The 14,283-nt window shown below is 39.6% G+C and carries 11 protein-coding genes; all 11 read left to right on the top strand.

What is annotated here, in order from left to right; translation table 11 throughout:
- Positions 1 to 40 precede the first annotated feature (40 nt).
- The 11 genes from gap to H8700_RS08160 all read left to right on the top strand — a co-directional run bounded on the left by gap (position 41) and on the right by H8700_RS08160 (position 14,269).
- A complete protein-coding gene (gene gap / locus H8700_RS08210) occupies positions 41 to 1,057 on the top strand; it encodes a type I glyceraldehyde-3-phosphate dehydrogenase (protein WP_022141698.1) in 1,017 nt (338 codons plus the stop codon).
- Between the two features lie 108 nt (positions 1,058 to 1,165).
- Positions 1,166 to 2,365, top strand: a complete 1,200-nt coding sequence (locus H8700_RS08205; protein WP_249304987.1) for a phosphoglycerate kinase — start codon at positions 1,166 to 1,168, stop codon at positions 2,363 to 2,365.
- Between the two features lie 46 nt (positions 2,366 to 2,411).
- Positions 2,412 to 3,158, top strand: a complete 747-nt coding sequence (tpiA, locus tag H8700_RS08200) for a triose-phosphate isomerase (RefSeq protein WP_022141696.1) — start codon at positions 2,412 to 2,414, stop codon at positions 3,156 to 3,158.
- 171 nt (positions 3,159 to 3,329) lie between these two features.
- Positions 3,330 to 3,953: a DUF4317 family protein gene (locus tag H8700_RS08195; protein ID WP_249304983.1), complete on the top strand. Its 624-nt coding sequence runs from the start codon at positions 3,330 to 3,332 to the stop codon at positions 3,951 to 3,953.
- Between the two features lie 97 nt (positions 3,954 to 4,050).
- Positions 4,051 to 4,251, top strand: a complete 201-nt coding sequence (locus H8700_RS08190; protein WP_022141694.1) for a YjfB family protein — start codon at positions 4,051 to 4,053, stop codon at positions 4,249 to 4,251.
- 256 nt (positions 4,252 to 4,507) lie between these two features.
- Entirely contained in the window at positions 4,508 to 6,052 is a 1,545-nt protein-coding gene (gene gpmI, locus H8700_RS08185; RefSeq protein WP_022141693.1) for a 2,3-bisphosphoglycerate-independent phosphoglycerate mutase, read from the top strand.
- A gap of 103 nt (positions 6,053 to 6,155) precedes the next feature.
- Positions 6,156 to 6,401, top strand: a complete 246-nt coding sequence (gene secG / locus H8700_RS08180) for a preprotein translocase subunit SecG (RefSeq protein WP_249305212.1) — start codon at positions 6,156 to 6,158, stop codon at positions 6,399 to 6,401.
- Between the two features lie 272 nt (positions 6,402 to 6,673).
- Positions 6,674 to 9,352, top strand: coding sequence for a ribonuclease R (gene rnr / locus H8700_RS08175; RefSeq protein ID WP_330606342.1), 2,679 nt, complete (start codon positions 6,674 to 6,676; stop codon positions 9,350 to 9,352).
- 59 nt (positions 9,353 to 9,411) lie between these two features.
- Positions 9,412 to 9,879 (top strand): SsrA-binding protein SmpB, encoded by a 468-nt coding sequence (smpB, locus tag H8700_RS08170; protein ID WP_022141690.1) that lies wholly within the window; start codon positions 9,412 to 9,414, stop codon positions 9,877 to 9,879.
- Positions 9,880 to 9,999: 120 nt separating this feature from the next.
- Positions 10,000 to 11,478: a family 10 glycosylhydrolase gene (locus H8700_RS08165; protein WP_249304982.1), complete on the top strand. Its 1,479-nt coding sequence runs from the start codon at positions 10,000 to 10,002 to the stop codon at positions 11,476 to 11,478.
- A gap of 406 nt (positions 11,479 to 11,884) precedes the next feature.
- On the top strand, positions 11,885 to 14,269 hold the full coding sequence (locus H8700_RS08160; RefSeq protein ID WP_249304979.1) for a leucine-rich repeat protein: 2,385 nt from the start codon (positions 11,885 to 11,887) through the stop codon (positions 14,267 to 14,269).
- Positions 14,270 to 14,283 lie beyond the last annotated feature (14 nt).

Raw genomic sequence — 14,283 nt, 5'->3', positions numbered from 1 at the left:
ATAACAAATTATAAAATTTATATTTAGGAGGAATTTTAACATGGCAGTTAAAGTTGCAATCAATGGTTTTGGACGTATCGGACGTCTTGCATTCAGACAGATGTTTGGTGCAGAAGGTTATGAAGTAGTAGCTATCAACGATTTAACAAGCCCTAAGATGCTTGCTCATCTTTTAAAGTATGACTCATCACAGGGTAAGTATGAGAAGGCTGATACAGTTTCAGCTGGTGAAGATTCTATCACAGTTGATGGAAAAGAGATTAAGATCTACGCTTTCCCAGATGCAAACAATTGTCCATGGGGCGACCTTGATGTAGACGTTGTTCTTGAGTGCTCAGGCTTCTATACATCTAAGGAAAAAGCACAGGCTCATATTAATGCAGGTGCTAAGAAAGTTGTTATCTCTGCTCCAGCAGGTAACGATCTTCCTACAATCGTTTACAACACAAACCACGAGACATTAAAGAAAGGTGATCAGATCATTTCAGCAGCATCTTGTACAACAAACTGCTTAGCTCCTATGGCTGATGCTCTTAACAAGTTTGCTCCAATCGAATCTGGTATCATGGTTACAATCCATGCTTACACAGGTGATCAGATGACTCTTGATGGCCCACAGAGAAAGGGTGATTTAAGAAGATCTCGTGCAGCAGCAGTCAATATCGTTCCTAACTCAACAGGTGCAGCTAAGGCTATCGGTCTTGTTATCCCTGAGTTGAATGGTAAGTTAATCGGATCTGCACAGCGTGTTCCTACACCAACAGGTTCTACAACAATCCTTACAGCAGTAGTTAGAGGCAAAGATGTAACAGTTGATGCAATCAATGCAGCTATGAAAGCAGCAGCTAACGAGTCATTTGGCTACAATGATGAAGAAATCGTTTCTTCTGATATTGTAGGAATGAGATTCGGTTCTCTCTTCGATGCTACTCAGACAATGGTAAACAAAGTAGCTGATGATCTTTACGAAGTTCAGGTAGTTTCTTGGTATGATAACGAGAATTCTTACACATCACAGATGGTAAGAACAATCAAGTACTTCTCAGAGAACTGCTAATTTCGAAAGAGATAGTATAAGATCCATATACGGGTCCGGTCTTTTATGGGGCCGGGCTCGTTTTCAATTAAAGGTAAATGTCGCTGGATACGACAGAATGGAGGCAATATGTTAAATAAGAAATCAGTTGATGATATTAACGTAAAAGGAAAGAAAGTATTAGTCAGATGTGACTTTAATGTGCCATTACAGGATGGAAAGATCACAGACGAGAACCGTCTTGTTGCAGCACTTCCTACTATTAAGAAGCTGATCGCTGATGGCGGTAAGGTGATTCTTTGCTCACATTTAGGTAAGCCAAAGGGAGAGCCAAAGCCAGAGTTATCTTTAGCTCCTGTAGCAAAGAGATTATCAGAATTATTAGGTCAGGAAGTAAAATTTGCAGCAGACGCTAACGTTGTCGGCGAGAATGCAAAAGCAGCCGTTGCAGCAATGCAGGATGGCGACGTGATCCTTCTTGAAAACACACGTTACAGAGCAGAAGAGACAAAGAATGGTGAAGCCTTCTCTAAAGAACTTGCTTCTCTTTGCGATGTATTTGTAAATGATGCATTTGGTACGGCTCATAGAGCACATTGTTCTAACGTTGGTGTTACTAAGTTCGTTGACGGTGACTGTGTTGTCGGTTATCTGATGCAGAAAGAAATTGATTTCCTTGGAAATGCTGTAAACAATCCGGAAAGACCATTCGTAGCAATTCTTGGTGGTGCTAAGGTTTCTTCTAAGATCTCCGTTATCAACAACCTTCTTGATAAAGTAGATACATTGATCATTGGTGGCGGTATGGCTTATACATTCATGGCAGCACATGGTGAAGAAGTTGGTAAGTCTCTTCTTGAAGAAGACTACAAGCAGTATGCACTTGATATGGAAAAGAAAGCCGAAGAAAAAGGTGTTAAACTTCTTATCCCTATTGATACAACAGTTGCAGATGACTTCTCAAATGATGCAAACTTCAAGGTAGTTGGCCGTGGAGAGATTCCTGCTGATATGGAAGGTCTTGACATCGGACCTAAGACAGCAGAACTTTTTGCAGATGCTGTTAAGGGTGCTAAGACAGTTGTTTGGAACGGACCAATGGGATGTTTCGAAATGCCAAACTTTGCAAAGGGAACAATTGCGGTAGCTAAAGCTATGGCTGATCTTGAAGGCGCTACAACAATCATCGGCGGTGGTGATAGCGCAGCCGCTGTAAACCAGTTAGGTTTCGGTGACAAGATGACTCATATTTCAACAGGTGGTGGAGCTTCTCTTGAATTCTTAGAGGGTAAAGATCTTCCTGGTGTAGTAGCAGCAGATGACAAATAATTTCTGACAGATAATTAGAACGGATCAGAAGAAAAGAGGATTTAAGATGGCAAGAAGAAGAATTATTGCAGGTAACTGGAAGATGAACAAAACTCCTAGCGAGGCAGTTGCTTTAGTAAATGAATTAAAAGATTTAGTAAAAAATGATAATGTAGATGTTGTATATTGTGTACCTGCTATTGATATCGTACCTGTAGTAGAAGCTACAAAGGGTACAAATGTAGCAGTTGGTGCTGAGAACATGTACTTTGAAGAGAGCGGAGCTTACACAGGTGAGATTTCTGCCGCTATGCTCGTAGATGCAGGTGTAAAATATGTTATCATCGGTCATTCAGAGCGTCGTGATTACTTCAAGGAGGATGACTGCTTATTAAACAAGAAAGTAAAGAAAGCTTTCGAAGCAGGTCTTACACCAATCCTTTGCTGTGGTGAATCATTAGAGCAGAGAGAAATGGGTGTTACAATGGACTGGATCCGTATGCAGATCAAGTCTGATCTTGCAGGAATCACAGCAGATCAGGTTAAGAGCATGGTTATTGCTTATGAACCAATCTGGGCAATCGGTACAGGTAAGACAGCTACAGCAGATCAGGCACAGGAAGTTTGTAAAGCGATCCGTGACTGCATCGGTGAAATGTATGATGCTGCTACAGCAGACGCTGTTCGTATCCAGTATGGTGGATCTATGAATGCGGGAAATGCAAAAGAATTACTTGCAAAAGATGACATTGATGGCGGTCTTATCGGTGGTGCTTCTTTGAAAGCAGAATTCGGTGAGGTTGTAAACGCTTAATTCATTCATTGCAAAAAGAGAAGATGTCAGAAAACGGATTAAAAAACCGGAATGAAGGAGTATCCATATAATGCATATATGGTTCTGATCTGATATCGGATCGTATAAAAGAAACGGAGAAATGTCAAAAAAGATATTTCTCCGTTTTTCTCTAAAAACTGGGGTAGAAAGATGGATAAGATTAACAGAGAAGATATGTTAGAGCTGACAAGGCGTATGACATTAAAGAGAAACTGTTTTGGAAGAGTAGCGGGAGGCTATTATGATGAGGATGGTAATTTAGAAGATTCTTTTAATGTGCATTTTCGAAATCTTCCGATACCGGATCAGAGGATGCTGTTAGAGATTGCAAAAAGCATTCCGTTTGCAAAAACAAACGAACAGTTAAAGGAACATCGTTTTACAGAGACAGAAAAGAGCAGCAGTGCATGGAAAACAATGATGCAATTGATCCGATGTGAATTGAAAAATGATGCGTTGCTTGAAAATATATATGAGGCGTTAGGAGAACGTCTTGCAATCGATCAGGCGTCCTGTCTGTATTTCTTTCAGGGAATTTATGATATTCCCAGAAAGGGAACAGATAAAAAGGAACAGTGGGAGTCGGAAGAAGTCTATTCCTTTTTGATCTGTGCATTGTGCCCGATCAATGGGGATTACATACCGGACGAACCGGTAGAAGGATTTTTGTTTCCGGCATTTTCCGAACGAAGTGGAAATGAAAACAGAATTGATATGTATAAGAGGGATGCTAAGGTACCCGGAGAAGGATTGTTATACCTTTTTTGGGATTAAAAGATATAGGGGCTTTGTATTGTAAAGCAAAAAAGCATTTGTTATAATAAAAGATAGAGAAAAAATAAAGAAGCAAAAAACAAAGGAGGAATCGGTTATGGATGTAATGAATGTTGCAAATATGGCAATGAATATGTCACAGACGCAGCTTATGACACAGGTTGGTACAGCAGTTTTATCAATGAGTCTGGATTCTATGACAGAGCAGGGTGATGCGATGGTAGAAATGATGAACCGTTCCATGATGGAAAATTCCGTAAATCCTGATCTTGGAGGAAATATTGATATTATGATCTGATATATCATGAATTCGCAATACAGGAGAGCTTGCTTTACTGTGCAGAATTCATGAACGACAAAAGTCCGTTGACCGGCTGACAGACAATACGGCATCGGATGGATTTGACTTGTTTTTTGAAATGAGGTATACTTCTAATTTGGAATTGTAACCGATAGAAAGGGTACAATTACGGATAGAATAGCAAAAAGAAGACTGGCAGATTCGCTGGTTTTCTAAGAATAAAACATTGCATGAAGCAGAAAGGACTACGATTATGAGTAAGAAACCGGTTGTATTAATGGTATTAGATGGATATGGTCTGAATGAAAAGACAGAAGGAAATGCGATTGCACAGGCAAAGACTCCTGTAATGGACAAGCTGATGGCAGAATGCCCATTTCAGAAGGGTTATGCCAGTGGCTTAAATGTCGGACTTCCTGACGGGCAGATGGGAAATTCAGAAGTAGGTCATATGAATATAGGTGCAGGACGTATCATTTATCAGGAGCTTACAAAGATCACAAAGTCGATTGAAGATGGTGATTTCTTTGAGAACAAAGGACTTCTTGCAGCAGTAGAGAATGCAAAGAAAAATGGTTCTGATCTTCATTTATTTGGTCTGTTATCAGATGGTGGTGTACACAGTCACAATACACATTTATATGGTCTTCTTGAATTAGCAAAGAGAAACGGACTTAAGAATGTATATGTCCATGCCTTTTTAGACGGTCGTGATACGGCTCCGACATCAGGTAAAGGATTCTTAGAAGAGTTAGAGCAGAAGATGAAAGAGATCGGTGTTGGTAAAATCGCAAGTATCCATGGTCGTTATTATGCAATGGATCGTGATAACAACTGGGATCGTATCGAAAAAGCTTACAATGCAATGGTACTTGGTGATGGTCAGAAAGCCGGCAGCGTAACAGAAGCAATTGATGCATCCTATGCAAATGATGTGACAGATGAGTTCGTTGTACCAACTGTGATCGAAGCTGATGGAAAACCGGTTGCAACCGTAAAAGAAAACGATTCCGTGATCTTCTTTAACTTCCGTCCTGACAGAGCGCGTGAGATTACACGTACTTTCTGTGATGAAAGCTTTGATCATTTCAATCGTGCCAACGGCTTTATGAAGCTGACTTTTGTCTGCTTTAAGGATTATGATGAGACAATCGGTAATAAGATCGTAGCATTTGAAAAAGAGAATATTAAGAATACATTAGGTGAAGTTCTTGCAGCGCATGGTAAGAAGCAGCTCAGACTTGCTGAGACAGAGAAGTATGCACATGTTACATTCTTCTTTAATGGTGGTGTTGAAGAACCAAACAAAGACGAGGATCGTTCTTTGGTAAAATCTCCTGCGGTAGCAACTTATGATCTGAAACCGGAAATGAGTGCACCGGAAGTAGGCGAGAGACTTAATGCTGCTATTACATCGGATAAGTATGATGTGATCGTTATCAACTTTGCAAATCCTGACATGGTAGGTCATACCGGTGTGATCCCGGCAGCGATCAAAGCAGTAGAGCGTATTGATGCCTGCGTTGGAGCAGCAGTAGAAGCAGTAAAGAAAGTAGATGGCGTTCTCTTTATCTGTGCAGATCATGGTAATGCAGAGCAGATGATCGACTATGAAACAGGCGATCCGTTTACGGCACATACAACGAATCCGGTTCCGTTTATTCTTGTAAATTATGATGAGGCATATACATTGCGTGAAGGCGGATGCTTAGCAGATATTGCTCCAACATTACTTCAGATCATGGAGATCGAACAGCCAAAAGATATGACAGGAAAGTCACTTCTGGTTCGTAAATAAAGACTTGAAATAGCATACTGTCTATGCTAAAATAAATTTGTTTGTGCTTGAAAAATATTCTGTCGTAAGATAGGATTTGATAAGAACGGAGGAAGTATTCATGATTCAGATAATTCATACTATTTTATTGATCATATACATTATTGTATGTGTGGCTCTTACAGTAATCGTATTAATGCAGGAAGGAAAGCAGGCAGGTCTTTCCGGTGCGATCAATGGTGCAGCAGGAACATACTGGGGAAAGAATAAAGGACGCTCTATGGAGGGTGGACTTGAAATGGCTACAAGAGTTCTTGCAATTGTATTTATCGTATTATCATTGATTCTTAATTTTAAGATATTTGGATAATCACATAAGATAAGACAGATCAAAACCTATCTACCGTGTAGCGGTGGATAGGTTTTTGTTTTATGTTATGCACAGAACGGTTACGGTTCTGTATAGGAAACTTTTTTAGAATGTGTTATACTAATAGAAACAGTAACAGACAGTACATGTAATAAAAAACGGATTTGTTACATATTACAAAAGTCAGTTTACAGCCGGATAACAGGCTGCATTGGGGAGCTTCTAAGCTGTGTATGTCTTTGCTTGGAAGGAGAAAGAAATGAGGTAGCATTATGAATAGAGAAGAATTAGAAAGTAAGAAAGAAATGATCTTGCAATTTATATCATCGAAAGAATATCGTCCAATGAATGCAAAAGAAATGGCAATCGTATTGCAAGTGCCTGCAAAAGATAAAAAAGTGTTTAAAAGTGTGATCGAGGAATTGATTACAGAAGGAAAAGTACATGCCGATCTGAAAGGAAAGATCAAACCTTTAGCGGATAATGTATGTACCGGAACATTTATGGCAACACAAAAAGGCTTTGGCTTTGTCCGTGTTGAAGGGATGGAAGATGATATTTTCATTTCTGCACATAAGACGAAAGGAGCATTAGACGGGGATAAAGTACAGATCGTCTTGGATACACATTCACATGGTAAGAGACAGGAAGGCGAAGTGATCAGTATATTAGAGCGTGGAAATACGATCCTTGTCGGAACATACTCCAGCAGTAAAAGCTATGGTTTTGTCGTAGCTGATAATCATAAGTTTACAAAAGATATTTATATTGCAAAGTCCGATACAAAAGGTGCGATCACCGGTCATAAAGTTGTGGTAGAGATCACGGATTTTGGCAATGAGGATCGTAATCCCGAAGGCAGGATCGTAGAGATCATTGGTCATATCAATGATCCGGGGGTAGATATTCTTTCTGTGATCAAAGCATATGGTCTGCCAGAAGAATATCCTGACGAAGTGATGGATCAGGTCGAGGGCATTGAAAGTGAAGTTGCCGAAGAAGAGAAGGCTGGCAGAAGTGATTACAGGGATTTACAGACCGTCACGATTGATGGCGAGGATGCAAAAGATCTTGATGATGCGATCACTTTGACAAAAGAAAATGGTGTCTATCATCTGGGAGTACATATTGCTGATGTCAGCCAATATGTGACAGAAAAGTCAGCTTTAGATAAAGAAGCATTAAAGAGAGGAACAAGTGTATATCTGGTAGACCGTGTCATTCCGATGCTTCCGCATAAACTTTCTAATGGAATCTGTTCTTTAAATGAGGGAGTAGACCGCCTGACATTATCCTGTATGATGGAGATCAATGCAGATGGTAAGATCATAAAGCACAGTATTGAAGAAAGTGTGATCAATGTCACACGCAGAATGTCCTATACCAGTGTGCATAAGATCGTTGAAGAACATGACGAACAGGAATGTCAGGAGTATCATGATCTGATCCCAATGTTTGAATTGATGTATGAGTTAGCGGACATTTTAGAGAAGAATAGAAAAAAGAGTGGGTCGATCAATTTTGATTTTCCAGAAAGCAAGATTACATTAGATGAAAAGGGAAAACCTTTAGATGTGCAGATTTATGAGAGAAACCGGGCACATCATATTATTGAAGAATTTATGCTGGCCGCCAACAGAACCGTTGCAGAAGAATATTTCTGGCAGGAACTTCCGTTTGTATATCGTGTACATGAGACACCGGACGTCGAAAAGATCAATGAATTGAACACATTTGTAGAAAATTTCGGTTATGTCTTAAAGACGAATCAGGACGGTGAGATCCATCCGAAAGAGATCCAGAAGTTAATGACAGAAGTAGCAGGAACACCGGAAGAAGCATTGATCAGCCGTTTAGCCCTTCGTTCCATGAAGCAGGCACGTTATACAACGAGCTGCGAGGGACATTTCGGACTTGCCATGAAATATTATTGTCATTTTACTTCACCGATCAGACGCTATCCTGACTTACAGATTCATCGTATTATCAAAGAAAATATTCATGGAAAACTTTCTGATAAAAGGATCAGTCATTATAACCGGATCCTGCCGGATGTAACCACGCAGACAAGTCTTTTGGAACGTCGTGCAGATGATGCGGAACGTGAAGTAGAAAAGATGAAGAAAGCAGAGTACATGGAGCAGTTTGTCGGTCAGACATTTGAAGGTGTGATCTCTGGTGTGACAAGCTGGGGGATGTATGTGGAATTACCAAATACGATCGAAGGTATGATCCGTGTAGCAGATATTCCGGGAGATTATTATTATTTCGAAGAAGAACGTTACCAGATGGTAGGGGAACATACGCATAAAATCTTTAAACTTGGACAAAAGATTCGTGTTACGGTTTCTGGTGTGGATAAGATCTTACGAAACATTGATTTTGAGATTGCACAGGACGAAGACGAAACTGAGGGTGCAAATACAGAGACACGACAAGATGCAGCTTTGGATCACAACGATAACCAAACCGATGCTGTGACAAAAAGTACGAAAAAAGCGGACAGCAAAGCGCAAAAAAGTGTAGCAAAAGAGAAAGCAAAAAAGCAAAAAAACAGTACGAAAGCTAAGAAGACTAAGACAGCTCAGCCGTCAAAAGAAGAAGCACAGTCAGGATATCGTGCAAAAGCAAAGGCACGTAAACTGGCACGAAAGATGGCAAAAGCAGAAGCAGCAACGAATAGCAAAAAAGGAAAAAATAACAGAAATAAAAAGAAAAAACAGGCAGCAAAGACGATCAGTGCAGCACAAAAGCAGGCAATTGAAAAAGCATTTGCTAAGAAAATAGCCGAAAAGAAGAAACGTGCGATGATCGAAAAAGAAGCAGACAGACTTGTATCGCATGCAAAAAGCAATGCAAAGAAGAAAAGTCATGCAAAGGCAATGGGAAAAGCCGGGATCAAAGCAAAAAATGCCCGCAGCGGAGCCGGAATGTCTGCACGCAGAAAGTAGTTGCCTGATGGCAGAGCTAGAAGAGAGGTAGAACCAGATGACAGAAAGTGAGGAGTATCATGGCAAAAGAAGCCAAAAAGTTGATTGCCAATAATAAAAAAGCATTTCATGATTATTTTATCGAGGATAAATATGAAGCGGGAATCGCACTTGCCGGAACAGAGGTGAAATCTCTGCGTCTTGGAAAATGCAGCGTAAAAGAGGCATTTATACGTATTGAGAATGGAGAAGTTTATATTTACAATATGCATATCAGTCCATACGAGAAAGGCAATATTTTTAACAAAGATCCGCTTCGTATCAAGAAATTGTTATTACATCGTTCCGAGATACGTAAAATGGAAGGACAGATTGCACAAAAAGGGTATACGATCGTTCCATTGAACGTATATTTTAAAGGAAGCTTAGTCAAAGTGGAAATCGGACTTGCAAAAGGTAAGAAATTGTATGACAAGCGTCACGATATTGCAAAGAAAGATCAGAATCGTGAAGCGCAAAGACAGTTTAAGATCAGAAACTTAGGCTAAATATGGAATAAAGAAGTCTAAGAAATGACATGAATTCATGCTATAATAACTTCAAAATCGTCAAAAAATGACGCAGATGTCAGATCTTTGACTAAATTTAGTTGGAATGGAGAAAAACAGATGAATTGGAAAAAGAGCCGGATCATTATGAGTCTGATGATGCTTTTGATCCTTGCAGGAATTGGAAGAATTGTATATGTTGATGCAACTGCCGCAAAAGATAAAGTCGTTTTATTGAAATCCACGACGACTGCCGATATGATAAAGACAACAGAATCTGCATCGGAACCGGAAGTCACAGCGGTGCCTGCAACGGCTGCACCGGAAGTCACACAGACTGTCACAACGGTTGCACCGGAAGTCACACAGAACGTTACAACGACTTTGCCGGATACAACACAGGCAGCATCTACGGTTATACCTGAGGAAACACAGGATGTGGTATCAACGCCCCTGCCTAAGAAAAAGGGCAAAGAGATCAATGCCGTATGGATTTATTTTGATGAAATGTATCAGAAAGCCAAAACATATACGACATGGAAAAACTATATTGATCGTACATTTGACACATGCAAGAAGAAAAAAATGAACACAGTGATCTTACAGGTACGTCCATTTGCGGATGCGATGTATCCATCGAAATATTATCCATGGTCAAGATATGCAACCGGAACAGCAGGCAAAAATCCGGGATTCGATCCATTAAAATATGCTGTCAGTGCAGCACATAAAAGAGGGCTTTATATTCAGGCGTGGGTAAACCCATACCGAATCTCAAGTTCATCCTCATCGATCAGCAAATTGCCGAAGTCCTCCATTGCATATAAATGGAGAAAATCAAAATCGGCATCGGTACGTCGAAGAGTATTAAAACTTGGTAACGGACTTTATTTTAATCCGTCATCCGCACAGGTTCAAAAGCTTGTAGCGAATGGTGTGAAGGAATTAGTTGCTAATTATGCGATCGATGGAGTACATATGGATGATTATTTTTATCCGGAACTGACAAAAGCAAACTATCGTAAATTTGATTATAAAGAATACAAAGCATACAAAAAGAAATGTCGTCAAAAGAAGATCAAAGCCCGCTCTTTAGTCAATTGGCGACGCGAAAATGTCAATAAAATGGTGCGTGGCGTGTATTCTGTCGTAAAAAAGACAAGAAAGCGCTGTCTTTTTGGAATCAGTCCGGCAGGCAATATTGAAAATTTATATTCGAAAACCGCTTATTACAGTCCAGTCAAAACATGGATGAATTCAGATCGTTATATTGACTATGTGGTACCGCAGATCTATTGGTCTTTTACAAGAAAAGGATCTCCGTATAAAAAAGTAGTCAATGAATGGACTTCGATACCCAAAAGCAATCATGTCAGCCTTTATATCGGGCTTGCAGGATATAGGGCAGGCATTTCAAAGAAAGAAGCAAAGGTAATGCAGGATCCCGGCTGGGCAAAGAGTAATACGATGTTAAAAAGACAGGTAGAATATGCACGTAAGACAAATAAAGTGGATGGTTTTTATCTATTTTCATATGAAACATTGACACGTAGCAGTGCCAAAAAAGAAGTCAAAAATTTATTAAAAGTTTTGAAATGATACAAAAAGAAAGCAAAGTATGGTTCGTTTAACAGCAAATCATGCTTTGCTTTTTTGTATAGACTAAAAAATTGTTCACAATTTAGTGGGACTTTGTACTTCTTATGGAGTAGGAAAAAGATCGTATAGTAGTGATTTAATACTAAGAATGGCATTGGTAACTCATGGCGAACAAAGCGTGAACTATGTATTTTCAACGGTCAAAGAAAAAAGATTTCGTATAAAAAGAGAGAAAAATGAATATTTTTATTGACGTAGTAAAGTCGTTTGGGTATAATAAATCATATTTAAGAAAAGGAAGAGATTGTAAATCAGACCTTTTTTTGTATATTTCCATAAGCAAATTTGGAATATAATGCAACAAAAAGCAAAAAACAATAAGCAAAAAACAATAAGGAGGCAGTTTATGAAGAGAATGATATGGAAGAAAAAAGGACGTTTGGTCAGCATGTTTGTAACGATCTGTCTGGTACTCGGTTTGATGCCGAATATAACCCCCGAAGCATCGGCAGAGCAGTTGACCGGTCTGTGTGCAACGGATGTTTTTGAGTACGATCAGGATGGCAATCCTGAAACAGTAGCCTCTGATGCAGAGTATTTAAAAGGTGTGACAATGTATATGTCGAATTCTTATTTGCATTTGAAATACATCAGTGGTGATACACAACAGGTTTTAAAGGCTGCGGACATTGCGGTATATGATGCTAAGGACAATAAAGTCGGTTCGGAAACGGTATATATTGAAGATCATTCAAGCGGTTCGGAAGATTTTGTGATGTTTGCATTCTATAAGACCGGAGAATTTCATATTAAATCGACAGTTGCACCGGAGGATGATATTATCGTATTTGTAGAATATCCAAGAGTCGGATTTTATACAAGTGCTAAAAAAGAGGATACGTCCTTTTTGGCAGAGGATAGTTATGATCCAACGCAGAATGATACGATCTATCTGATCACAAGCCCACAGACAGATGAGACAGTGACACTCCCGGATGTAGCAGAAGGGAAAGAAACATACGATACGTATCGATTTGCTATTGAAGATCTGAACAGATCATTTATAAAAGATGCAAAAGAAGTCGAAGGATATATGACTTATGAGAAAGTAAGTGATCAGGTATATAAGATCAAATTAAACAAAGAGCTTGCACAGCGTGGATTTTGGCTTTTTACAATGGTAGAAGTTTCGAATGGTCAGGATTCCTGGATCGAACAGAAATCCATACAGATTCAGTGTGAAAATGCAGCAGATGAAAAATTACAGGGCAGTACCAATGTTATCTGGGATGATGAGACAGGTGATATCATAGGAATCGAAGGAGGCAGCTATCGTGACAGCATAGAGATAGCAATGCCATGGAAAAGACATATATCCGTACAATATCTGGATCCGGATGGAAATGCTTATGCCATGTTCATAGATCATTTGCATGTAACAGACGCATGGGGCAATGAGACAAGCGATATCAGTCTGACAGAGGAATATGGCGGATATATTACCATTCTGCCAAAGAAAGCAGGAATATACCGGTTATATTATCAAGTATCCGATGAACGTGAAGCTTCAATGTTCTTGCGTGTTGCGACTCCGAGTGTGGGGATATTTCGAACCCAAAAGGCGAGACCTGCCGATCTGGCAGCAAAAGATTATGAATATGTCTATCACTATGGAAAGACAGATCGTGATTTTTATTTAGTCAGCACAGATGATAATATAACGATTTCTGATGTTGCGATCAAGTCTGTTGTGACAAAGGAAGATGAGGTTGATGTGACTACTCAGGAAGCAGTAACGGTTGATACAAAGACGGAAGGAAAGGTTTATTGTTTGCATGTGCCTGATGGTATTTCGGAAGATCTGTATGTAAATCTTTCTTATACCTGTGACTATGGAGAAAACTATACCGAAGAATGGGATACACAGATTGAGATCCTTCCAAAAGAGACCTTTGATGTCAGTACAGTCAAATGGGATTATACTGCTCCGTTTACCTATGATGGAACGACAAAGAAAGTAGAATTAACAGGATTACCGGAAGGCCTTAGCGCAACTTATACGAATAACGAAGCAACTGAGCCTGGAGATTATACGGCACAGGCAACTTTTGTTTATGATGATACCGAGTATGATGTGCCGGAATTTACAGCAACCGGTTTGGAGTGGAAGATACAGCCAAAGCTGCATACGGATGAGCCGGAAGCGACCCCGACACCAACGGCAGACAATACACAAAGTACGCAGGCACCGGTACCGACAGCAGACAATGCACAAAGTACACCGGCACCGGTACCGCCAGCCAATAATCCGCATGGAACGACTGCACCAACGCAGACACCGGATGTTTCAAAGAACGCTAAGGAGAAGGAACGGGTTAAGGTTGGAACGGTCAAGCAGATTGGTAAAAGCAAATACAAAGTATTATCTGCTTCCAATGGAAAATATACCGTTGCATTGGTTGGTTATACAGACAAAAAAGCAACAAAGATAACCATTCCAGCAGCAGTTACGATCAATAAAAAATCATATAAAGTAACAGAGATAGGTGTAAATGTTTGCAAAGGATTTAAGAAGTTAAAACAGGTCACAATCTCCAAAAATGTTACAACGATTGATAAAAATGCATTTTTTAATTGCAAGAAATTAAAGAAAGTGACTATCCAAACACAAAAATTAAAGAAAGTCGGCAAAAACGCATTTAAAAATACCGCAAAGAAATGCAAAGTAACAGTGCCAAAAAAGAAAGCGGCAGCGTATAAGAAAATGTTAAAAAAAGCCGGTATAAAATAGGATATTAAAAATCC

The sequence above is a fragment of the Jutongia hominis genome, from assembly GCF_014384965.1.
In the GTDB taxonomy this organism is placed as follows: Bacteria; Bacillota; Clostridia; order Lachnospirales; family Lachnospiraceae; genus Butyribacter; species Butyribacter hominis.
The sequence above is the reverse complement of the archived record's forward strand: the minus strand, read 5'-3'. Positions and strand labels throughout refer to the sequence as shown.

Bases quoted from the DNA above. Each gene is read 5' to 3' on its own strand.
- gap (WP_022141698.1), top strand. From the start codon at position 41: ATGGCAGTTAAAGTTGCAATCAATGGTTTTGGACGTATCGGACGTCTT.
- H8700_RS08205 (WP_249304987.1), top strand. From the start codon at position 1,166: ATGTTAAATAAGAAATCAGTTGATGATATTAACGTAAAAGGAAAGAAA.
- tpiA (WP_022141696.1), top strand. From the start codon at position 2,412: ATGGCAAGAAGAAGAATTATTGCAGGTAACTGGAAGATGAACAAAACT.
- H8700_RS08195 (WP_249304983.1), top strand. From the start codon at position 3,330: ATGGATAAGATTAACAGAGAAGATATGTTAGAGCTGACAAGGCGTATG.
- H8700_RS08190 (WP_022141694.1), top strand. From the start codon at position 4,051: ATGGATGTAATGAATGTTGCAAATATGGCAATGAATATGTCACAGACG.
- gpmI (WP_022141693.1), top strand. From the start codon at position 4,508: ATGAGTAAGAAACCGGTTGTATTAATGGTATTAGATGGATATGGTCTG.
- rnr (WP_330606342.1), top strand. From the start codon at position 6,674: ATGAATAGAGAAGAATTAGAAAGTAAGAAAGAAATGATCTTGCAATTT.
- smpB (WP_022141690.1), top strand. From the start codon at position 9,412: ATGGCAAAAGAAGCCAAAAAGTTGATTGCCAATAATAAAAAAGCATTT.
- H8700_RS08165 (WP_249304982.1), top strand. From the start codon at position 10,000: ATGAATTGGAAAAAGAGCCGGATCATTATGAGTCTGATGATGCTTTTG.
- H8700_RS08160 (WP_249304979.1), top strand. From the start codon at position 11,885: ATGAAGAGAATGATATGGAAGAAAAAAGGACGTTTGGTCAGCATGTTT.